The sequence below is a fragment of the Sporosarcina aquimarina genome, assembly GCF_019748715.1.
GTDB lineage: Bacteria > Bacillota > Bacilli > Bacillales_A > Planococcaceae > Sporosarcina > Sporosarcina newyorkensis.
Genome location: NZ_JACLBZ010000014.1, coordinates 1 through 23,491, shown reverse-complemented (window position 1 = coordinate 23,491; position 23,491 = coordinate 1). Strand labels below are relative to the sequence as shown.

Here is a 23,491-nt window from a genome sequence, read left to right as displayed (position 1 = left end):
TCTTCTATTTAATATACTTTTTCTTAATATACTTTTTCAAAACAAAAAAACTGACCATATAAGCGGTCAGTTCTATCCTTTCCTTATCACCATCTATTTAGCTCAGCACAAACTTCGTCTTACTATATCCCTCTTTCAATTTTGTAACTTGCAATGTCGCTGGAATCGCTTCTTTCATTTCGTCAATATGTGAAATAACTCCAATCATTCTTCCGGATTGCTGCAAAGCGATCAATGTATCGATCGCTTTCTGAATGGCTTCCTCATCCAGTGCACCGAACCCTTCATCTATAAACATTGTCTCCATCCGTACAGCACCTTGGAAACTTTGGATAACATCCGCCATGCCAAGTGCCAGACAAAGAGACGCATTGAACTTCTCGCCGCCTGACAACGTCTTTACATCTCGCGTCTGGCCTGTATATGCGTCATGGACATCAATACCCAGCCCGCTTTGCTTCCCTCTCGTTTCCTGACGATCGCTGCGGACTAATTCATACTGCCCATTCGACAGATCTCGTAAACGGATATTCGCCGCTTGGATAATCCGTTCCAAATATTCAATTTGAATATATCGTTCGAATGAAATTTTTAACCGATTTTGACCACGTACAATATCGTAAAGGTCTGTGTACTTACCATGTGTTTTCTCTAATCCCACTTCACGTGATTTACTGCTTTCCAGCTGTTCACACAATTCTTCTGAAGACTTTCTCCATCCTTCTGACTGATTGAAATGTGCAAATGCCTTCTCATATTGTTCTTTCAAAGATTCTACTTGCTGTTCCAGTGTCTCGAGATCAATCAGTTTTTTGCCTTCAACCGATTGTTTCAGTTCATCGACAGAAGCTCTTAAAGTATGGAGCGTTTGATTGTACGATTGTAAACGATGTCTAATTTCTTGACGATCGCTCGAGGATAATTTTACTTTCAGATAACTTTCCTCCGACGTAAAACCTTCCTCTGCCAATCGCTTTTTAAATGCTAGCGTACTACGATTCAATTTCTCCTTCATTTCCGCCACAGATTGCTTTTCCATCTGTTCACGCGATTCCATTTGTGTTCGCAAGATATTCGCTTCTTGCAACTGCTTTTGAATTCTTCCCCATGCATCTTCTAACTGCTGACTAACGGCTTCTTTCATTCGTATCTGTTCATTTAAAGCAGCAAGCTCTCTTACATCTTCAGGGACAGATGCAATCGTATGGTCATACACGGCTCGCTTCGTTTCCAATTCACTTTTTGTTTTATTACACTGCTGTTCCATTTTTTTGGTTTCAGCCATCTGTTCGTCCATAGCAATTTTAACTTGAGTTTCGGCATCTCTTTTCTGCTTTAAAACATCTCGATTCTTTCGAAGCACAGCCACTTTGTTTTCGAGATTCGTCTGTTCAGCTTTGTAATCACGCCCGAAATCGACGTGCTGTTCATCCAGTTCGTGTTTGATTGTTTCTAAATTTTGCTGAAGCTGCCGAGTTTCAGCAGATTTCGTATGAAAGACTTGCTCCTTCGATGCCAACTCTTGCTTTGCCTCGTCCAATTGCTGTTTTGTTACATTCTGTTCTTCTGAACCTGTTGCTTTTGCAGGATGGTGAGCGCTGCCGCAAACAGGACAGTCTTCTCCTTCTTTTAAGGAAGCTGCCAGCAGCACTGCTTGATTACCAATCCAACGATCTTCCAGCAAACGAAAAGCCGAGGCATACTCTTCGTATTCTTCTTTAGCAGCTTCATATTGAAAATGAAGCTGCTGAAGTTCGTGAACTCTTTCTTGATAGAATTTCAATTGTTTCGCAATGGCAGTTAAAGCGGCTAGCTCGTCCAGATGCAGTTCGTAATCTTCCAATGTACCTTCCAGTTCCTCGATTTCTATTTTCCGGGAAATAATAGTGGCTTGCTGTTGCTCAACCGCTTGATAATTTTGCTGTAGTTGCGTCTCAAGCTGGTCCGCTTTCTTTTGAAGCTGATCAAGCTGCTGACGCTGAGCCGCCAGTCCAGTGACCGTCGGAAGAAGTCCGTTCAATCTTAGTAATTCTTCCTTCGCTGCTATCCGGTCTGATTCCTTCACTTTCTCCTGTTCATATGAAGCCGTAGTATTCGCAAGTTGTTCATTAGCATTCGCGAGCAAGTGAACCACTTCTTGATAACTGCGGTCTTTTTTGTCCTGTTCTAATTTATTCGACTTCACTTGTTGTTCCAGATCTTCCAAGCCGGCAGCGCGTTCGGCTGCTTGCAATTGTTGCTCCAGAGAAGTCATTTCATCTTGCTGCGCGTACAATCGCTGAAGATCTTCCTGACGCTTCTGCAGTTTCTCAAACAGTTCATTAGTAGTGCGAGCAGAGTACAATTCTTTTTGTTTATCATTATGGAAGGTATAAAAACGGGTATAGTCTTCATGTTTTTCCACGGATTGTGTTTGGTAATACTGTTGTTCTTCTTGCAACCCTAAAATTAGCTGATGAAAATTAGGGTACTCCGATTCCAGTTCAGTGAAGAGCAATGCATCACGCACAGGCAATTTCGCTGGAATTTGATGTAGAATAGCATCGCTAAGCTGTTTCTGTCGTAGATATTCCATTTTCGCTTCATCTTTTTTCGCCTTTAACCGGTCAACGATTTTCTGATAAGGTTCCGTTTTAAAGATCTTGCGCATGATTGCTTCCTTATTTCCTGTATCGGACGTAAGGAATTTACGGAACTCCCCTTGGGGAAGCATCATGATTTGACTAAATTGCGCGTGTGTAAATCCTAATAACTGCTCGATTTTCTCATTCACTTCAGTGACAATTTGCCGATCGACTACAGGAATGTTTTGCTCATCCTTCACCTCATACAGTTCACAGCGCGCAGATGTTTCGGATTTATTGCCTCGTTTTCTGTAAGGAATCTGCCGCAAAACACGGTATCTTCGTTGATGAATATCAAATAGTAATTCCACCGTCGTCTGAACAGAGTCATCTGCGAATTGACTGCGTAATGCTTTTGAATCTGTTCGGTCTTCCCCGCTCGCCAGCCCATAAAGTGCAAAACAAATGCCATCGAATATCGTCGTTTTTCCTGCACCTGTCTTACCTGAAATGACGAATAAGCGATGCTCTTTCAAATCACGAAAATCTACGGTCTCTGTATCTTTATACGGGCCGAATGCAGTCATGTTTAATGAGATTGGCTTCATGCTCTGTCCTCCTCATTCATGACATCCCATAAAACTTCTTCAAATAACTTCGCTGTTTCTGCATCAGCTTCTTCACCTTGCAGCTCTTTGTAGAACGATAAAAACATCGCACGATCGTCTTCCCGCTTTTTTACGTCTACTGCAGCACTTAATCCTTCAGACGTTGATGTGAGGAGCTTTCTTTCGATGTGCATAGCATTCGGGTAGACAGAACGAATTTTTTCCATCGGCTGGATGATCGGCACAGTATCCGATAGCTTCACAAAAACATAGTCTTCATTCGGCTGATGTGCAAGCAAGTCTTCCATAGTTCCTTCGACAGTCCGGACGTCATGACGCGGAGTCAGTGATCGTTTCTCCACATCCACTTTTCCGTCTTTTTGCAGATTAATGATGAGATAGCCTTTTTGATGATTCTCTTCTGAAATGGAATATTTCAAAGGCGAACCTGAATACCGAATCGTTTCATTCCCAACAAAATGAGCTCTATGCAAATGCCCAAGTGCTGTATAATGGAAAGGCTCGAACAAATTTGAGGAGACATATTCTGCTCCCCCGATTGATAAGGGTCTCTCTGCGTCGCTCGTATTCTCTTCTTTTTCACCAATTGGTGTGATGAATGCGTGCCCCACAAAAATATGTCTTGCGTTTGGTTCCATCGATAATCGTAAATGATCGATGACTTTTTGCATCGCTTGTTGGTGGCTGCTGATGGTGTCGTCTTCAAATAGGCTTCTAACAATAGATGGATCAGCGTATGGTATGAGGTGAAAATGTACGTCTCCAAATTCATCTTTCAAGACTACTGGCGGTAAATCGGCAGATAGTTCTCCTGTTATGTAGAGCCCTCGTTCTTTCATAAATGAACTGCCAAAGTGAAGTCGACTTGGGCTGTCATGGTTTCCGGCGATTGCGATGACCGGTGTTTGCAAGTCTATAACGATTTCCTGCAGGACTTCATTTAGCAGTCCGACAGCTTCGGTTGGCGGGATGGCACGGTCGTATAGGTCGCCTGCGATGATGACGGCGTCCGGTCTTTCTTGTTTGATATCTTCGATAAAGGCTTGCAGGATGAAGCGCTGGTCTTCCGTCATGTAAACGCCTTGAACCAGTTTGCCAAGATGCCAGTCCGCTGTGTGGAATATTTTCAAATGTATTCTCCTCTCGGGGTATATAAAAATGGCCAGTAACCTTTTATCGCAACAATTCCTCATCCGCTTCCTTTAAAACTTCTCCAATTTTCCGCCCGTTGATGACCAAATCTGCGATGTCGTCCATTTCAGTTGCTTCCAAATTGACGATGACTACTTTTGCACCTTGTTCTTTTGCCATCATCGGGAATTGATTGGCTGGGGAGACGGTTAATGAAGAGCCTAGGACGATAAATAAATCGGCTTTTTCACTTTCGAATATAGCCTGGAGAAAAGCTTCCTCAGGTAGCATTTCCCCGAAAAGAACAACGGATGGTCGAAGTTTGCCACCGCATTCGCAGTAGAATTCGTCCTGTGCGTAGCGTTCATTACTGTAGTCTTTTCCGCAGCTTTCACAATGAACCTTACGGAGCGTACCGTGCAGCTCCATCACGTTTTTCGACCCGGCCATTGTATGGAAACCGTCGACGTTCTGCGTAATGATACCGCTGATCAAGCCTTGCTGTTCCCACTTCGCCAAGATGCGGTGTCCGGCGTGCGGTCCAGTTTCCTTCGTGGCCAGTACGCGTTGTTTGTAGAATTGGAAAAATTGCTCGACCTGTTCGTTGAGAGCTGTCACACTCGCCACTTTTGATGGATCTTCCATTTCCCACATTCCTGTTTTGGCCGAACGAAAATCCGGCAATCCACTTTCCGTCGACATTCCCGCCCCTGTATAGACGATTGTCCGCTTGGATTTCTTCAATAAATCTGCCAGCATACATTCTCATCCTTTCATAATAGCGAAATTACGTTCTCTCTTTATAGTAGCATATTTTGTTTTCATCCGGATTGACAAAACTCCAACGACATAGGAAAAGCGAGCATCCTATTTTGGACACTCGCTTTCATTTTATTTGGCGGTAATTTCCTTAATCACATTCAGATCAATCAAACCGTCAATCTCATTCGTTTTAATATAATCTGCTTCCTGACTGATATCCGCCATTTCTTGTAAGACGTCTTCATTCACTTCCGTCGTCACTTCGATCCGGCTGAATGCCGCTTCAAGCTCTGCTTTGTCTAATTCTTTGCCTGTCAGCCCTTTAATATGCTTCACGACAAGTGCTTGTGCTTCTTCCGGCTCATCACGCACAAACTGCACCGCTCTGGCATGGGCTTTTAAATATGCTGTCACAAGCTCTTTATTTTGCAAAAATCCATCGCTTGTCGCTACAACAGTATTTGTTGACTCTTTGCCCCATGCAAAGTCTTCCCAATCCAATAACAGTTTTCCGCCTGCTTGGTTTTGCAAAATATAGCCCCATGGTTCTTGAGTCGCCGCGGCATCAACCGATTTTTGTATGAATAATGTAGCGGTATCTGCAGGAGCAGCTGCGAATAAGTCTACTGTTCCGCCATTTGTTTTTGCTTTCAAGTCTACGTCTTGCAATGCTTTACGCAACATGACGTCCTGCGTGCTGCCGATAACAGGAATCGCGACTTTTTTTCCATCTAAGTCCGCCAATTCATCGATGCCGCTATGACCACTTGCCACCAATACTGCGCCACCATTCACCGCACCTGAAACGATATGATATTTTGGATCCTTGACAAAATAGTTGATGACCGGTCCCGGACCAACAGTTCCAATATCGATTGAATTTGTAGCCATTGCTTCCATGAAAAGACCGCCGTTGCTCACTGTCTTCGTAGAAATTTTGATATCTTCACCAAATTCTTCTGCAAAGTAGTTATTTTCCAGACCAATGATCGTTGCAATATGTGTTAAGTTCGGGAAATAGCCTATCTTCACTTCATTTTTATCAGCTTCTGCTGCATCTTTTTTACCGCACCCAGATAAAATCCCAACGAGTGCCACTATAGAAATCAACACACCCAGTAACTTTTTATTCATCTCATTCTCCCCTTTTCCAATTGGATTCGTTACGTCCTAATTCCCCATTTTCGTTCTACGTTTCGTTCCAAACGTAAGAATAATACATTATCCATAATCGTTCCGATCACTCCTATGATGATCATGACCGAAATTACGAGATCCATCTGACCGAGCGCACGGCCTGCTTCCAGCAATTGACCGAGCCCGACACCAGCACCAAGCAACTCACCTGCCATCAGGGCGCGCCATGAGAAAGCCCAGGCAATACGTAAACCGGAAATCAGCTGCGGAACGGACGCTGGCAAGATTACGGTCCTTAAAAAATGAATTCCACTGGATCCAAGAGACTTAGCAACTCGTTGGTAAAGTATGGGTACATTTTTGAACCCACTCGTCGCATTGACGATCATTGTCCAAGTAGCCCCTAATGTAACGATAAATAAAATAGCGAAGTCATTTAGACCAAACCAAATGATCGCCAATGGAAACCAGACGATACTGGGAATCGACTGCAAAGCCGTCACAAGAAAACCAAGCGTATCTTCCACCAATTTATAGCGCCATATCAAATAACCAAGCACAAGACCGAGAATCGATGCAATGGTGAAACCGATGAGCAGGCGACTGAGACTAGCTCCAATTGCGACTAGAATCTGGCCGGATATGAGCCCGGAAAATAACGTTGCCATCACTTGCGTAAAACTCGGAAACATGAAATCGGGTAAATCCGATAATCTAGATGTGACTTCCCATATCGCCACTAGTATCCCGAGAAACGCTATTCGTCTTAAAGCTGTAGTCATCGCCCATCTCCTCCTTCAGCACCTTCTCTATTTCGTCTTGCAGTTCTGCTAAAATTTGCTTTTCCAATTGCAGTGTCACGTCACTTGGTACAACGCCATCTTTTGAATCCTTAGATGTGAAGACCGCTTTAATTTTTCCAGGACGAGTAGCGAATACTACAATCTTTTGGGAGAGCAGCACTGCTTCTCGGATATTATGGGTAATAAAGAAAATCGTGACTTTTGTTTTCCTCCAAATATCCAGTAACTCTTTATGCAACACCATGCGCGTCTGCTCATCCAGTGCTGCGAACGGTTCATCCATCAATAAAATATCAGGCTCCATCACGAGTGCACGTGCTATAGATACTCGCTGCTTCATCCCCCCCGACAACTGATGCGGATACGAATGGATATAATTTCCTAAATGAACCATTTTCAGCATCTCAATCGCTTTCTGTTCCGCTTCTTTTTTCGGTATCTTTTTCAGCAGCAAGCCATACGTCACATTATCCAGGACAGTCAGCCATGGAAATAATCCCGCTTCCTGAAAGACGACAACGCGGTCTGAACCCGATCCAGTCACTGTCTTTCCGTTAATGCTGATCGTTCCTTGATCCGCTTTTTCAAGTCCTGCAATTAAGTACAGCATGGTGGATTTTCCACATCCGGATGGACCGACAATCGAGACGAACTGACCTTTCTCCACCTCAAGGTCAATCTTATCCAATACTTTGACCGTTCCTCTTTCTTTATGGGGAAAGCTCTTTTCAATCCCTTTAATTGATAAATACATGTCGATTCCCCCTATTGCTCATTTTATTTTCTATCAAAGATTTTTAATCCCTACTATCTTTATATGTTTAACTATGTATATAATCTACCATTCCTATAGGATTTGTCAACACAATTTTAAAAATTCTTTTTTAAAGTTACAATTATTTGTTTAAACTACAGGAAAACGTAGGAATCGAATTATTTACAAATCAAAAAACCTCCTCTGCTATGCAGAGAGGTTAATAAATAGATTTTATTAGTGAAACAAGTCACTTGATAGATATCGTTCACCAGAGTCAGGTGCAATACAGACAACCGTGTCCTCAGGTGTCAGCCGTTTGGCCACTTGCAAAGCAGCATAGAGTGAGGCACCACCAGAAGGGCCAAGCAACACACCTTCTTGTTTCGCAAATTGCCGGACTGTTGTATAGGCATCATCATCTTCGATTCGGAAAATCTCATCATAGACATCGGTGTTCAATACTGGAGGAATAAAACCAGGACTCGTACCGACAAGCTTATGTTTTCCCGGCTGACCACCCGATAAGACCGGTGATCCGGCAGGCTCCACTACATGGACCGTAATTGTAGGATCATGCTGTTTCAGTGCCTCTCCAGTACCTGTTACTGTTCCGCCAGTGCCGGAAGTACAGACGAAGGCCGTCAGTTTACGGTCAATCGAAGCGATTGACTCAATAATTTCAATAGCAGTTGTATGGCGATGGCTGTCCGGGTTCGCTTCGTTCTCAAATTGCATCGGTATGAAACTGTGATCAATCGATGCAGCAATTTCATTCGCTTTTGCAATCGCACCCGGCATGCGCTCTGAACTTGGCGTAAGAACCACTTCCGCTCCATAAGCCTTCATCAAATTGATCCGCTCAATCGTCGAGTTGTCGGGCATGACGAAGATGGCACGATAACCTTTCGCCGCCGCATTCATCGCCAAGCCGATTCCAGTATTGCCGGAAGTCGGCTCAATGATCGTAGCGCCAGGCTTCAAGACTCCGCTTTTCTCTGCTTCCACAAGCATTTGATAAGCGGCTCGGTCTTTGACACTGCGGCTCGGATTGAAATACTCCAGCTTGACATAAACAGCAGCACCACTCGGGCTCCCTAGCGTACGTACTTTTACTAAAGGCGTTTCTCCAATCAACTCCGCCATATTATTTACAACTAACATTCTCGTTCACCTTCTTTTTTAATGGTGAACCTAGTATAACAAACTAAAAGCTTTAAATCATAGTAATTTGATATAAATTATAAGTTATTTCAATTCATCGCTTGAACTTTCTGGTCACGCGGCAATCCCAAGCCAACCAGACCAATGAAAGGTAAGAACGATGTAATAATCATTGTTTGATACACTCCTAACGAATCCATCAGACCGCCAATCGCTACCGCGCCGATCGCACCCATCCCGAATGCCAATCCTACCGTAAGACCCGCCATCGTACCGATTTTAGATGGCACCAGTTCCTGTGCGTAGATTACCGTCACCGAAAAGCTCAACATAATGAAAAATCCGATGATAAGCAAAAGCAATATGACCGCCCATAACGGAGCGTACGGCAACAACAGGCAGAGCGGCAAAGGCACGACCAGAGACAAGACAATGACTTTCTTTCGTCCGATCCGATCTGCCGCTGGTCCGCCAAAAAACGTTCCGACTGCGCCCAGCGCTAAAAACAAGAAGATATAGAGCTGGCCATGCTGGATCGTCAATCCGTAGTTATCTATCAAATGAAAGATATAAAAACTCGTAATATTCGTCACGTAAAATGATCGGGCGAAAATAACGATCATTAAAAGAATTAATGCGATGGTAATTTGTTTTTTCGACAGATTCTCCATCGTGGACAAAATAGCCTTTTTTCTTTTGCCCAGACGTTCCTCATTTAACTGTTTCTTATACCAAACCGAAATACGGTACAACAGCGCAATTCCTGCCGCTGCCACCAAAACAAAAACTGCTGCTCCGATCTGTCCGAGCGGAACGAGAACAAATGCACTAATTAACGGGGCAAGCGCTTGGCCTGAGTTTCCGCCTACTTGAAAGATAGATTGCGAAAGTCCTCGTTTATTACCGGCAGATAAAAAAGAAACACGGGAACCTTCCGGATGAAATACCGCTGACCCAAAACCTAGAAATAGCACCGATACAATAATCAGCCAGTAACTAGGCGCTAGCGCAAGGCCTGCCATCCCGACTAACGAAAACGTCATACCAATCGGCAAAGCGAAAGGCTTCGGCTTGCGATCACTGAAATAACCGATGACCGGCTGTAGCAAAGAAGCCACGATATTCAGCGCAAATACAATGAAACCTAATTGCTTGAACGAAAACTGATGTTCTTTCTCAAGAATCGGCAACATGGCCGGGATCACCGCCTGCAACGTATCATTAAATAAATGACAGACACCGATTGCAATCATGATTGGAAATACAGGATTTGCAGCCGTTGCAGCCTGTGGAGAATTCTTCATTATCTGTTCACACCTTATCTAGTTGCCGTTTTATTCAGTAAATGTAGAGGGCATCACGACACCGACTACTTCTCCTTTGGCGCATAATTCCTCTCCCGCAAAGATTTTCACATCCACCTTCCACTTTTTCGGATGGATTTCCGTGACTTGCCCAACCGCCTTCAGCACTTGACCTTGAGGCGTCGGCTTGCTGTATGTAATTTGCAAGGATGCCGTAACGAAACGAGGTGGAATCGCTCCGTCGCCGGGTTCATGACCATTTTTACGATGCAATGCAAGCGAGCAAGAACCCGTGCCATGACAGTCCAAGAACGACGCCAGAAATCCGCCATAGACAAATCCCGGGATCGCGGTATAGGTTTCAGACGGCAAAGTATACGTCACCGTTTCCTCACCTTCCCATCCAGTCCGGAAATGATTACCTGCTTCATTTAATCGGCCACAGCCATAGCACCACGAAAAGTCATCTGGATATTCATCTTGAATTGCATGGATAATAAATTCTTTCACGACAGCTCCTCCTTCTAAATGAATTCTCTCTATTATACATTCCGAATATTGAAATATCGAGTGTAAATTAATATCGGCACAGCCGAGTCTATAATTCAGTGCGTATAGTAATAGAAGTATTCATATACTATGAAGAAACACAGAGTATGTAAAAGGAGTGAGTCTCAATGAAAATACGTGCTGTTTTACTGGCCTTATTAGTTTCAGCAGGTTTCTATGTGATGGTCCAGACAATCAAGGAAACTACTTTCCAGCCCACTGAATGGTTATATGCAGATCAGGATGGAACGCCCTATTCCTCCATCATCTTCCGACAACCCGGCATACATGAACAACCGTCCGTCACATGGAAAGTAGATCAAGTGGATGAAGTCAATCGCCTGCTTCATTTTTTGCAAGCTTATGAGTTTGAACGGGTTGATCCGGATACTTTGCAATTATTTGACGATCAGCCTCTCTTCACTATCGACCTTCACGATGATTCAGGAAACCGTATGACAATCTTAATAGAAGAAGGGATTTTGATTCAAAACGATCAATTATACTACGAAGTCGTCAACGGACCTTTACAAGTTGACTGGTTGATGGAATTTATCATTTCCAATAAACCGTAATTTTGTACTCTCGCTAGTATCTGTACTATACTATTAAATAATTCGGAAATCGAATAATCGAAGCAAAGGAGCGATCCACATAGTGAAAAGCTTACCTAAACGTGAACAAGTTAAAGTAGAGGAAACATGGAACTTAAAAACTTTATTTGAAAATGACAGCGCTTATCAGCAGGCTGTACAAGAGGCTGAAGCAGATTCCGCCACATTTGCAAAGCACTATCGGGGAACGATTAAAGACGCAGCTTCAGCAATCAAGGCATTGGATGCATACCGCAGTTTGCAAGAGAAAATGACCAAGATTGGCAGTTATGCAGAGTTGGCTGCCAGCATCGATTTGACAGATGATGAGGCACAAATGAGAGAAAGTCAATACGGATCGATCGCCGCTAAAATTGGCAGTCAAACTTCATTTGTCATGAGCGAACTATCGGAACTGCCTGAAGAAGTTTTACAGCAGGCAAGTGAGCAATCAGAAGATTATGCAGTGACATTCGAGAAGATCATACGCAAAAAGCCATATCAGCTGCACCCCGAAGTAGAGAAAACACTCGCTGCATTCTCTTCGACTTTCCAAGCACCATATACTTTGTACAATACGACCAAGATGGCAGATATCAATTTTCCTAATTTCACTGTAAACGGAGTGGATTATCCACTTAGTTATGTTTCATTTGAAGGTGTTTGGGAATCCGAGCCGGATACTGCCAAAAGACGCGCCGCATTCCAGACTTTCTCGGGCAAGTTAAGAGAGTATCAGCATACAACAGCAAAAACGTATGACATGCATGTCCAAATGGAGAAAACTACAGCGGATTTACGTGGCTATAAATCCGTTATCGACTACTTGTTGATGGATCAGGACGTGGATCGTTCGATGTACAATCGACAGATCGATGTCATTATGGAAGAGTTGGCTCCGCATATGCGAAAATATGCGAAACTTCTTCAGAAAATCTATGGTTTGGAAGAGATGACATTTGCAGATCTCAAAATGCCAATCGACCCATTATACGAGCCTTCCATTACTGTTGAAGAATCAAAAACCTATATGAACGATGCACTCGCCGTCATGGGCGAAGACTATCTTGACATGGTAAACCGGGCTTTCTCGGAGCGCTGGATTGATTTTGCGCAAAACGAGGGGAAATCAACGGGTGCATTTTGTGCAAGCCCTTATCGCGGCGGTTCATTTATCCTGATCTCCTGGACGGGCAGCATGGAAGACGTCTTTGTGTTGGCACACGAACTCGGTCATGCGGGACACTTCTACCATGCCAACCAGGAGCAGAATTTATTTAACTACGAAGCATCCCTTTATTTCATCGAGGCACCTTCGACGATGAATGAAATGCTGATGGCCAACCATTTGCTTAAGAACTCAGAAGACCCGAAATTCAAACGATGGGTACTCTCTTCTATTGTTTCTCGGACATACTACCACAACTTCGTCACCCATTTATTGGAGGCGGCATTCCAGCGTAAAGTGTATGAACGGGTAGATGCTGGCGGCAATGTCAATGCAATCATATTGAATGAGTTAAAACGCGGTGTATTGGAAGAATTCTGGGGTGATACTGTCACGTTGAATGAAGGAGCCGAACTAACATGGATGCGCCAGCCTCATTATTATATGGGCTTATATCCTTACACATATAGTGCGGGGTTGACAGTCTCCACTGAAATGGCACAGCGCGTTCTAAAAGAAGGCGACCCAGCTGTCAAGGATTGGCTGAATGTCCTAAGTGCAGGCGGATCCAAAAATCCAGCCGAACTTGCGAACATGGCAGGCATTGACATCACGACAGACAAACCGTTACGCGACACGATTGCTTACATCGGCGACTTAATCGAACAGATAGAGAAGCTGACAGAAGAAATTGAAGCTCAATAAAACGAACGTAAAAAAGCATCGGCTGTTCAGGATTCCCCTGCACAGCTGATGCTTTTCATCTTTCAGTCCATCAATTCACTTAAGATTTCATACGAACGGAGTCGGTCCTCGTGATAGAATATACCGGAACTAATGATGAGTTCATCCGCTTTTGTCATTTCCACAAATTCTTCAAGCTGACGGCGTACGGTTTCAGGTCCGCCTATAATGACGGACGGCGCATCCGCTTGCTGAGTGACCGCAGCCTGTTCATACGGTGACCATGTTGCATTGATGTCCTCAATCGGCGGTCTAAATTGTTTCGAGATACCTTGGCGAATATCCAAAAATTGCTGTTGCATCGAGGTCGCCAAGTACTGTGCTTTTTCATCTGTATCTGCCGCAATCAAGTTAACCCCTAACATTGCATGTGGCTTTTGAAGGTCTTTAGAAGGGCGGAAATTTTGATGATACAACTGTAATGCCTGCATCATATACGCCGGCGCAAAATGGCTAGCAAAAGAAAACGGCAATCCAAGTTGAGCTGCCAACTGTGCGCTGAAACCGCTTGAACCAAGCAACCAGATCGGAATGTCCTGCCCTGCTCCAGGAAATGCTCGAACTCGGGCAGTTGAGTCAGATGAGAAATAAGACCGCAATTCCTCCAATTGTTGAGGGAACTCTTCCCCACTGCTGTGCAATGTTCGACGAAGTGCATAAGCCGTCGCTTGGTCACTGCCCGGCGCACGCCCGAGGCCCAGATCGATTCGACCCGGATACATCGCATCGAGCGTTCCGAACTGCTCGGCAATAACAAGCGGCGCATGGTTAGGCAGCATAATACCACCCGAACCTACTCGAATCGTCTTCGTTTCCCCGGCAACATGTCCAATAATGACTGACGTTGCTGAACTCGCGACACCCGGCATATTATGGTGCTCTGCCAGCCAATAGCGGTTAAACCCCCAATCTTCCGCATGTTGGGCAAGGTCGACACTGTTCTTGAAAGACTGTCCCGCGTCGCTGCCTTCATTAATCATTGCTAAATCCAATATAGACAATGGTATTCCTTTGTATCTTTTAGCTTTTTCACTGATCACATCATTCACTCCTTATAACTACAGCCATTTTTCTTCACCCACTCAAAAATAGCATGAATTATTTTTTCTAATTCTTTACCTTTACCCGTCAGCTCATATTCAACTTTCCTGGCTGCTGGATCTGATTTCTTTTTAACGACCAATTTATGAGCTTCCAATTCACGCAGCCGCTCGGTTAAAAGACGATCCGAAATCCCTTCGATTTCAGACACCAGCTCGTGATATCGTTTTGGTCCGTCCAATAACTGATAGATAATAATTCCCATCCATCGTTTGCCGATAAATTCGATCGTTCCATGGAAACTATCACATGTTTGTTGCCCTTTAGGGTTTACCGATTGAACGAACTCTTCATTATTCATGATTCGCACTACCCCAATCGTTTAGTACTATATTCGAGGTCTTCAGAAGCAACCAAATTAAGCTTACTAATAGTAACCTTAACAATTTTTTACCGATAAGTAAAACCATACGAACTCAATGAACATTCGAAAAAACCATCTTCCGCACTTCATTTACGGAAGATGGTGACTCACCCATTCTCATATTTACAGCTGTTCCACTGTCACACGACAGCTTGTTTCATCATATTTGCCATAAGCTGCATGGTATGTAGGTCCTACTCCTTGCTTAAATGTTAACGAATGACGAATAGCTGCCGTAATGAATTTTTTTGCCTCAATCACAGCTTCAGGTACAGTTTGCCCTTTTGCGAGTCCTGCCGTTATCGCTGCCGAATAACTACAGCCCGCTCCATTTGTATGAATCGTATCGATGCGCGGTGCCTCCATTAAATAAAATTGTTTTCCGTCGCATAATACGTCTACTGCCGGACCAGTTAATCGGCCGCCTTTTACGAGCACAAATTTCGGACCTAAATCAATTAGACGACGTGCTGCTTCCTTCAGATCCACAACTGAGTTTAGTTCCATTCCATTCAGTAAATATGTTGCTTCCGGCATATTCGGTGTGATAATCGTAGCGAGCGGCAGCAGTTCGTTTTTCATTACTTCCATGGCATCTTCTTTCAATAAAGCAGAGCCCATTTTACCGATCATGACCGGATCCACTACAATATTATCTGCCTCCGACTGTCGGATCCACTGTGCTACGTTGACAATAATATCTTTAGTGAACAGCATACCCGTCTTTAACGCATCGACTCCTATATCCTCTTCAATCGTCACCAATTGCGCTTCAATCGCTTCCCAAGATTGCGGGAATACTCCTGTTCCGGTTCTTGGATTCTTCGCAACAATCGCTGTAACTGCTGTCATGCCGAATACATCGAACTCTTGGAAAGTTTTTAAATCTGCCTGGATGCCTGCTCCACCCCGCGCTGCAGATCCAGCAATGGTTAGTGCTCGTTTTATGTTCATTGTGACATCTCCTTAGTAATGGATAACTGCGCTATTGTAACGAAACATATGACGTTATTGAAAGAGTCAATTTCCATCATTCCAACAAGTTCAGTTGGCTCAAGCGCCTGCCGTTATGGAAAACAGGTACTCCTACCATTCCCGACGAAACGGTATATGCCAGAGTACCTGTCATGTATTATATTTTGAACTGTTGAATCATCTCTTGCAAATCAATTGCCTTATTGCTGAGATCGTTAGCCACTGCATTAATTTCTTGAACAGTTGCCATCTGTTCTTCCATCGCTGCAGATGTTTGTCCTGATTGTTCCGAAGCTACCTCTGCCAGTGAAGCGATATCTGTGACAGACGCAGATACTTCTTCCGCACTTGCCGAAATCTCTTCAGTCGCAGCAGATATTTCTTCAATTTCGTCATTCATTTTTTGAACCGCTTCTACGATTGTCATGAAAGAATGTGCAGCGTCCTCAATCACTTCTACACCTTGAGTCGCATTGGATAAGCTATCTTGTACCGACACTTCAACATTTCTCGTATCATGCTGAATAGCAGAGGTTAAGCTGGCAATCTGACTTGCCGATGCTTTCGATTCTTCCGCTAATTTTCGAACTTCATCCGCAACGACTGCGAATCCTTTGCCGTGCTCACCTGCACGCGCGGCTTCGATTGCTGCGTTAAGCGCCAGCAAATTGGTTTGTTCTGTGATACTCGTAATGACATTTGTAAATTTCTCTATTTCAGCGGATTGCTGGCTTAATCGTTTGATCATCTCATTCGTTTCTGAAGATGAAGTATGAATAAGCGCCATCTGTTCTTTGGCAAACTGCATCGTTCTTCCACTTTCTATACCCAGCTTCATGGCATTTTCTGCACGGTCATGCAGGCTGACTGTTGACTCTGCAATCCGTTGTACCCCTGTAGCCGTCTCTTCCATAGCTTTTGAACTCTCTCGGGCAGAGACAGCAGATCCCCGTGCACCGTTTGAAATGCTTTCCACGGCCTTTGAGATGTCTTCAGAGGAATCCGCCACTTCATTCGTACTCGCTGAAAGTTCTTCGGCAGAGGCTGTCAAATGAAGTGCATTGTCATGGACATCACCAATTACTTTGCGGAGATTATGCTTCATTTGATTGAATGAGTCCGCCAATTCGCGAAGTTCATCCTTGGAATTGAGTTCTACATCTTCACGAGTCAAGTCTCCAGAAGCGATGATTGCTGACTCTGCAGTTACTCGCCGCAAAGGACGGGTGATAATTCGGGTGATATAGATGGAAATAACTAGAGCTAATATCAAGGCAATTATGCCGGCGAAAATCAATCCCCATTTTGCAGAGTTTGCAGCTTGTTCGACTTCACTCATCTGGGTTTCAAGATTTTCATATTGCACCGCAATCATTCCATCCATTGATTCACGTATTTGAGTATCGAGCGGGCGCATTGTCTCTTCTAATACAATGCCTGCCTGGCTCGTTTGGCCCGCCTTCTTCAAATCAATCACACGGGATGCAGCTTCCGAAAAGTCCTCTGACATTACCTTGATGCCATTAATAAAGTCTTTGGTCTCTTGAGAATTCCCACTCTCCACCATATTTTGCAATATACCTATACCTTGTCGTGCTTTTTCTTCATATTCGATAAACTTCTCTACATCCTCAGACTTTCCTCGCAGAATAAACGAACGGATGTATGATCCTGACAATGCGAGTTCAGTTTTTACGGCTTGTGCTTGCATCGTCAATGCGACACTGCCCTGCATCATCTCATCATAACTACTTTCAATTTCATTCAACTCATAATGATTCCAAGCCGAGGATAATAAAATCACTACTAAGATTGCCCCGAAACCCGTATATAGCTTTTTTCCGATTGACATTTTTGATTTCCCCCATCTACATGTTCATGCTAAAGATCATTCAATCTCTGCATAAAACTTTCCTTGCCCTTTGAATACTTTATGCATAGCCACCTACTTTATCGTCAACTTTTCTTTATTTATAACAACTATGACTAATGTTCATTTTTTCAAAAAAGAAAGACAAAGGGAATGTCCACCCTTTGTCTATTCGTTCAGATGATTAAAACCCTATGGAACTATTTCCACCTAATACTAGATCATATAAGAAATATCCGAAGCTGAAGTTGGATATGCAAACGGCATGTCTTTTAATTCCTGAAGAGAGAGTTTAAACCGGATAGCCAAAGCGAAAAAGTTTATAAGCTCATCTGCTTCTTCGCTAAGTAAATGAGCTCCCAGTACCACGCCTTCTTCCTGATCTGTAATCACTTTAAAAGCTGCGGCCGATTCGTTCGTCCTTTTATACGTGAACCAGTCAGTCGTGTTTTGATACTCCACGTGGAAGTCCAGTCCCGATTTTTTCGCCTGTTGTTCACTCATCCCTACCGATGCCAGCTTGGGGACTGTAAAAACGACTGATGGAATGACAGGATATTTTGCTTTCTCATAGTTCCCCTCCAATAAATTGGCCGCTACCAAGAGCGATTCGGCCTTAGCGATAGGCGTTAAGGGCGGCCCATCCGTTGAAGCTGCATCTCCCGCTGCGTAGACGTAAGGATTGCTGACACTCTGCATGTATTCATTCACACGTACCCCTTTCTTGTCGCGCTCCACATTCCCTCGGTCCAACTCCATATCGAGCGCCGCCGTCCGTCCTGCCCCATGCACAACCAAGTCGGTTTCCCACTCTAGTTCTTTCTCGTTTTGCTTTCCCTTTACAACAAATGAATCTCCACGCTTCTCAATCGCATCCACACTTACTTCCAAATGAACCTGAATACCAACTTCTTTTGATCGTTCCATCAGTAAGTCAACTAAATCTGGATCAAAATGCTTCAGTACACGTTCACTCCTATGCACAATATGAACTTCCGAACCTGCTCTAGCTGCAATATGCGCAAACTCAAATGAAATAAACCCGCCCCCGACAAAAACGATGCGTTTTGGGAGTTCCTCCAATTTCAAAAATTCATCACTTGCCCTCAAATATTCTTCTCCCCCAATTCCCATCTCTATAGGTTCTGCTCCGGTCGCAATTAGGATATACTTACCTTTCAAGAGCTCTGAACCAACTTTCAGTTCATTCTCACTATAAAAAACTGCTTTCCCATGATACGAATCCACACCCAACTTCTTAAATTTCTCTTCCGTATTTTGGGGAATTGTTGCCGTAAATGTGCGTTTGAATTCCATCAGATTTCGCCAATCAAACCGAGCCGCCGTCCGCACCCCTTTGTCATACATCCGCTCATTCCAATCGGTCAGCTCAGCAATTCCTACCAACACCTTCTTCGGGTCACAGCCGCGCTGAGAACATGTACCGCCAAATGGGCGGTCATCGATAATTGCCACACTCCAACCGGCTTCCTTACATTTACTAGCTGCAATTGATCCGCCAGTTCCCGTTCCAATTACAAGCAAATCATACTCCTTCACCATATCCAATCTCCTCCTTTAGCAATTAGCTATTCAAGAATTTGCTTTCCTCATCTAGCAGCACGCAAATCGCTTATTATGTAATGAAATACCCTGAATTCAAATTGTCACACTTCTAATACTTTACAGTTCATTTATCAAAAGCATAGTTCCCTATGTTTAGGAAATACTTATTAGTAAAACCATTTACGTAACAAAAAGGAGTTGAAAACAGTGAAGAACTTAAGCATACTTTCTCTTCTCATATGTATCGGAATCTTGTGCTGGGGTGTTTCCACGAAGTATTTAGGCATCGATTCACGTCCAAATAGTAAGGCTTCTGCTTCGAAGCTCAACCAAGATGAGCTTTATAAGGAATTGGAAGCATTCAGTAAGAAACATAAGATACCTGCAGTTGATGCAAAAGTAGATCGGGTTTGGAAAGCAATCCCTGGATACAATGGTCTCGAAGTGAATATAAAAGCCAGCTATGAAAAAATGAAAGTCAGTGGCAAATTGAATCCCTCGGAAGTCATCTACCAAGAAATTTCTCCTAGCGTTCATTTGGAAGATTTGAATCCTCCACAACCCATATTCAGAGGTAATCCCGAAAAACCAATGATAGCTTTTATAATTAATGTTGCCTGGGGCAATGAATATATTCCAGACATTTTGGACGCATTGAAAAAACATCAAATAAAGGTATCTTTTTTCTTTGACGGGAGCTGGGTAAGCAAAAACGCGGATATAGCGAAATTAATTTTCGAGGAAGGTCATGAAATCGGAAACCATGCATACAGTCATCCAGATTTGCAGCAGAAATCCGAAGCGGAAACGGTCGAAGAGTTAAGGAAAACGAATGAAATCATTTCGAAAACATTGGGAATTGATCCGCCAAAATGGTTTGGACCGCCAAGCGGAAGTTTCAATCAGCAAACTGTCGAGGTCGCCGATCAGCTTGGAATGCATACGGTTTTATGGACAGTAGACACGGTGGATTGGAAAAAACCAGCAACAACGGTGATGGTGAACAGAGTAGTATCCCAGGTCGAAAACGGCTCCATGGTATTGATGCACCCTACATCGCCTGTTGCAGAAGGTTTAGAGGATATGATTATGCAGATTAAAGAGCAAGGTTACAGGCTCGGGACAGTCAGTGAACTGATGAGCGAAAAACGCTTGAATGGTACGGTTTGGGATGCCAAAAAGCCATAAACAATTTTTACAGCTAATTCATTTACCTTCCTCAATAGATGGCCCATCTAGACGTCTTTCACTGACCAAAGCTATGGTCGGAAGTAGAAAGACGTCTTGTTTAATAATTCATACACTGAGATGTAAACAACTTTGCCGCCATGAAGTGTAGTTCGATTGAAAAGTATTTCAGGGGTTATCACAATGCAATGCCCCTAGTTTAATCACTCTGCGGGTGTTAGGAGCATATTCTATCGTGGAGTGGTAGAATGCATGGAATTTCCTTTATATCTGTACTATACGGGAATTTCGTACTGTTCATTTTTTTGTATATTTTTATTTTTAAGTTGCGTAGAATGATTGGTTTTCATTTAGGTATGAACATAGCCATAGTTACCGGTGGATTAATTGCATTAACCTCGGGCATTTTATTAATTTTTCAATTTCCGTTTCACTTTACATTTATTACGATTTTAGCAACATGCATAGGCATGGTAACTGGAGCAATTTTCGGTGCTTTATTTGATTACCAAACAATGTTAACAGGATTAATAAATGGTCTGATGGCGGGTATTATGTCTCCAATGCTAGGGGCTATCATGACAGAGCATGTCTATTTTATGGTCATTCTGGAAGCCTTGATATTCCTAATGATCATCATAATCGGTATTTCAATAAGAAGGTCGTGAATCTTAATATGGTCATCATTTATAGTCTTGGCGTTTGGAATCTTGCCATTACATTGTTCTGTTACCTCATTTTACGAAGAAAGAAAACCTTATTCGAAGATCGTTTCGCAACCACCATAACCAAAACAGCTACCAACCATAGATCACAGGGAGCATTCGGTGCTTTTATCGCTGAACCCAGATGGACAGAATATTTGGATCCCTATACTTTGAAGCCTGTGGAGACAGGCGCAAACGTTATTTTACGGAATCCTTTTTTGCCGGACATTAGAGAATTTGTGGTTGTCATGCATGATGGAATGAGACTGCTCGATCAGAACAATCAGCTCATTATCGATCCAGTTGATGGAATAATACTGCCTCCAGCTGAAGTCGAAGAAGATCTCCTCGATCGACAACAATCACAGCATTGATGGCTGTGATGACAATTACTGCAATCCTTTTGATGATGACATGCACAGCAGCTAGTTTCATGAGAATTCTCACTGCATCTGCAGCTTTTATTTGCGCAAGGTGGTAAGGTTTGTCTGCATGTTGCACAATGCTTTTTTGTCATACTACGACTCCTTTCTTTGTAGTCCTCCGAAAATGAATTCTTAGCGTATTTTCGGTTACTACTATAGTATGACGGCATTCGATGAATGAGTGGATGTTTCAACCAACGGACGACAGTTTCCATTAGATTCCTTCTAAACTAACTTCCATATATATGAATACATATCAATCACAGCTTCGTTTAACACACAACGTTAGTTGTTTCAAAACATAGACTTATTCAAATATATTTACGAAACATATGATTTAAATGCCAGGCATATCATGGCACCGTACTCATTACTTTGGAATGGGGTGTTGAATTGGCGTACACAGATAACTATGAAAGGGATGCCTATGGGATTATTGCATTTTGGTTACGAAATGATTATGATCATGGGCGTTTTTTAGACAGAGAAATAAGCCATTACGAAATGGAACTGGCACGTGCAAACCTAAACAATATACAACGTTTGGGGGAAGTATGGCAGAGAGCGGAAGCAAGACAAGAGGATATTGGTACATTGCTTATTGATGCCCATCATGCCACAAGTGAATTTCACAGTCTGTTAGCCCATACGATGGATAAATCTTTACATTGTGAAGTCATTATTTCAACGCCAGTATCCCTTCTTGACCACATGGTACGGGAAGCTGAAGAATCTCAAAGGGTCTTTAAGTTAATGGAAAGTGGCGGTAAAGTTTCACCGTCAGATGCTATCATCCACGAAACCGTATTTTGGTTAAGACAAATGGCAGATCATCTGGGCTATATTCGTCATTATTCAGACGTCTCGAATTATGAAGTGAACTTTGAAGTAACAAATATGATGCAAAAATTTGAGCGTCTATTAATGCAGGCAACCGCTCTCAAAACAATGATTCGTAAACCTCGCAATGAAACGCTTCCTGTTTTAACACATTTTAAGGAAGTGATTATTAAAGAAGCTAAGAGTCTCGAAGCATTTAAATTGGAGTTAGATGAACTAATCAAAAAATGTGCAATCGCAACAACATCGCCTCCTGATTTGTTAGAACATATCGCAAGAGAAGCTCATCACCTGTGGAGAAACTTGGAAGATGAAAGAATAACATAAAGTGAAATATACTAGGGACCTGATACCACTTACTGGCCTCCACCATCAAATAGATTGAATAAAAAACAGGCACTTACCTTCATTACATTACAAGAACAGCTGTTTCTACCACGACAAAGAAGTGGTATTTTGGCTATCGCCAACTGAAATTCATCTCCCTCTTATCGTTGGGCATTGCCCTTCACACGCTTGAAGAGGGTGAATTCTTTCGGGGTATTGTTAAAAAAGATATGGTCAATAGTATAATGGAAAGGTTGATTTAACTGATTTCAAATCACGATCAGTATGCTGCGAATGTTAATAAAAGTACATTCTTCAAGAAAGATGAACAAAACTTCATTAATATTCTTAGCGTTCAGCAGTTGAATACACTGAACGACCTCTCGATGCTCGATATCTTCCTTAGCAAAAACAGTATTATCGAGCCCCATTACCATCCCAATGCATCCGAACTGACCTATTGCGTATCCGGTTCCGCCACCATTTCATTAATGAATCCTAACACGAAAAAGTTTCAACACTCTCAGATCACCTCAGGACAGGTGGTCAATATTCCTCAAGGTTGGTGGCATTATCAAATCGCAAATACTGATGATACCCACTTACAAGGAATCTTTAATACCGATACACCCGAAGTGATTTTAGGTTCAGACATTTTAACAGCAACGCCCGCTGACGTTTTCGCCTATACGTATGGTCTGGATGAAAATCAATGGAAAGCGGCGACTGCTAATATCCAGCCTTCTATTTTGATTGGTCCTCCAACGGATAAATAAAAGAAAAAAAGCGACAGCTTGACGTGCACCCCAAAAGTTAGAGTTCAAAA

General features: G+C 43.0%; 20 protein-coding genes and 1 pseudogene. 7 read left to right on the top strand and 14 right to left on the bottom strand.

What is annotated here, in order from left to right:
• Positions 1-97: 97 nt before the first annotated feature.
• The 9 genes from H7J92_RS07685 to H7J92_RS07645 all read right to left on the bottom strand — a co-directional run bounded on the left by H7J92_RS07685 (position 98) and on the right by H7J92_RS07645 (position 10,758).
• A complete protein-coding gene (locus H7J92_RS07685; protein ID WP_221836343.1) occupies positions 98-3,172 on the bottom strand; it encodes an AAA family ATPase in 3,075 nt (1,024 codons plus the stop codon).
• Positions 3,169-4,323, bottom strand: coding sequence for an exonuclease SbcCD subunit D (locus H7J92_RS07680; protein WP_221836341.1), 1,155 nt, complete (start codon positions 4,321-4,323; stop codon positions 3,169-3,171). Before H7J92_RS07680 ends, H7J92_RS07685 begins: the two co-directional genes overlap by 4 nt.
• Before the next feature lie 43 nt (positions 4,324-4,366).
• A complete protein-coding gene (locus H7J92_RS07675) occupies positions 4,367-5,083 on the bottom strand; it encodes an NAD-dependent deacylase (protein WP_221836325.1) in 717 nt (238 codons plus the stop codon).
• 132 nt (positions 5,084-5,215) lie between these two features.
• A complete protein-coding gene (locus H7J92_RS07670) occupies positions 5,216-6,220 on the bottom strand; it encodes an aliphatic sulfonate ABC transporter substrate-binding protein (protein ID WP_221836322.1) in 1,005 nt (334 codons plus the stop codon).
• 29 nt (positions 6,221-6,249) lie between these two features.
• Positions 6,250-7,005 carry an ABC transporter permease gene (locus H7J92_RS07665; RefSeq protein WP_221836319.1) on the bottom strand — a complete coding sequence of 252 codons (756 nt, stop codon included), beginning with the start codon at positions 7,003-7,005 and terminating at the stop codon, positions 6,250-6,252.
• Positions 6,938-7,780 (bottom strand): ABC transporter ATP-binding protein, encoded by an 843-nt coding sequence (locus H7J92_RS07660; protein WP_221836317.1) that lies wholly within the window; start codon positions 7,778-7,780, stop codon positions 6,938-6,940. The genes H7J92_RS07665 and H7J92_RS07660 overlap by 68 nt, the downstream gene beginning before the upstream one ends.
• Positions 7,781-8,017: 237 nt before the next feature.
• The gene (gene cysK, locus H7J92_RS07655) at positions 8,018-8,944 is read right to left on the bottom strand and encodes a cysteine synthase A (protein ID WP_078816953.1); all 927 of its coding nucleotides are present in this window, start codon (positions 8,942-8,944) and stop codon (positions 8,018-8,020) included.
• Positions 8,945-9,033: 89 nt separating this feature from the next.
• Positions 9,034-10,248 (bottom strand): MFS transporter, encoded by a 1,215-nt coding sequence (locus H7J92_RS07650; RefSeq protein ID WP_221836315.1) that lies wholly within the window; start codon positions 10,246-10,248, stop codon positions 9,034-9,036.
• A gap of 30 nt (positions 10,249-10,278) precedes the next feature.
• The gene (locus H7J92_RS07645; protein ID WP_221836314.1) at positions 10,279-10,758 is read right to left on the bottom strand and encodes a PaaI family thioesterase; all 480 of its coding nucleotides are present in this window, start codon (positions 10,756-10,758) and stop codon (positions 10,279-10,281) included.
• A 167-nt stretch (positions 10,759-10,925) separates the two neighbouring features.
• Here H7J92_RS07645 and H7J92_RS07640 point away from each other — a divergent pair, with 167 nt between their 5' ends.
• Together H7J92_RS07640 and pepF are read left to right on the top strand one after the other, a co-directional pair.
• Positions 10,926-11,372: a hypothetical protein gene (locus H7J92_RS07640; protein WP_221836313.1), complete on the top strand. Its 447-nt coding sequence runs from the start codon at positions 10,926-10,928 to the stop codon at positions 11,370-11,372.
• Positions 11,373-11,454: 82 nt separating this feature from the next.
• Positions 11,455-13,263, top strand: a complete 1,809-nt coding sequence (gene pepF, locus H7J92_RS07635; RefSeq protein ID WP_343228079.1) for an oligoendopeptidase F — start codon at positions 11,455-11,457, stop codon at positions 13,261-13,263.
• Between the two features lie 62 nt (positions 13,264-13,325).
• Here pepF and H7J92_RS07630 read toward each other — a convergent pair whose 3' ends face one another.
• The 5 genes from H7J92_RS07630 to H7J92_RS07610 all read right to left on the bottom strand — a co-directional run bounded on the left by H7J92_RS07630 (position 13,326) and on the right by H7J92_RS07610 (position 19,175).
• Positions 13,326-14,342, bottom strand: a complete 1,017-nt coding sequence (locus tag H7J92_RS07630; protein WP_221836312.1) for an LLM class flavin-dependent oxidoreductase — start codon at positions 14,340-14,342, stop codon at positions 13,326-13,328.
• A gap of 5 nt (positions 14,343-14,347) precedes the next feature.
• Positions 14,348-14,704, bottom strand: coding sequence for a winged helix-turn-helix transcriptional regulator (locus H7J92_RS07625; RefSeq protein WP_246602660.1), 357 nt, complete (start codon positions 14,702-14,704; stop codon positions 14,348-14,350).
• Between the two features lie 186 nt (positions 14,705-14,890).
• Positions 14,891-15,721, bottom strand: a complete 831-nt coding sequence (gene thiD, locus H7J92_RS07620; RefSeq protein ID WP_221836311.1) for a bifunctional hydroxymethylpyrimidine kinase/phosphomethylpyrimidine kinase — start codon at positions 15,719-15,721, stop codon at positions 14,891-14,893.
• A gap of 178 nt (positions 15,722-15,899) precedes the next feature.
• Positions 15,900-17,594: a methyl-accepting chemotaxis protein gene (locus H7J92_RS07615; RefSeq protein WP_221836310.1), complete on the bottom strand. Its 1,695-nt coding sequence runs from the start codon at positions 17,592-17,594 to the stop codon at positions 15,900-15,902.
• Between the two features lie 234 nt (positions 17,595-17,828).
• Positions 17,829-19,175, bottom strand: a complete 1,347-nt coding sequence (locus tag H7J92_RS07610; protein ID WP_221836307.1) for a dihydrolipoyl dehydrogenase family protein — start codon at positions 19,173-19,175, stop codon at positions 17,829-17,831.
• Positions 19,176-19,385: 210 nt separating this feature from the next.
• On the opposite strand from H7J92_RS07610, the gene H7J92_RS07605 reads away from it, so the two are divergent.
• The 5 genes and pseudogenes from H7J92_RS07605 to H7J92_RS07585 all read left to right on the top strand — a co-directional run.
• Positions 19,386-20,366, top strand: coding sequence for a polysaccharide deacetylase family protein (locus H7J92_RS07605; protein ID WP_221836305.1), 981 nt, complete (start codon positions 19,386-19,388; stop codon positions 20,364-20,366).
• Positions 20,367-20,722: 356 nt separating this feature from the next.
• Complete coding sequence (locus tag H7J92_RS07600; RefSeq protein WP_246602655.1) at positions 20,723-21,034, top strand: hypothetical protein; 312 nt, start codon at positions 20,723-20,725, stop codon at positions 21,032-21,034.
• Entirely contained in the window at positions 21,031-21,447 is a 417-nt protein-coding gene (locus tag H7J92_RS17665; protein ID WP_246602654.1) for a hypothetical protein, read from the top strand. The genes H7J92_RS07600 and H7J92_RS17665 overlap by 4 nt, the downstream gene beginning before the upstream one ends.
• Positions 21,448-21,891: 444 nt before the next feature.
• Positions 21,892-22,665, top strand: a complete 774-nt coding sequence (locus H7J92_RS07590) for a DUF2935 domain-containing protein (protein WP_221836301.1) — start codon at positions 21,892-21,894, stop codon at positions 22,663-22,665.
• Positions 22,666-22,928: 263 nt separating this feature from the next.
• Positions 22,929-23,426, top strand: a pseudogene (locus H7J92_RS07585) (cupin domain-containing protein); the annotation flags it as partial.
• Between the last annotated feature and the right edge of the window lie 65 nt (positions 23,427-23,491).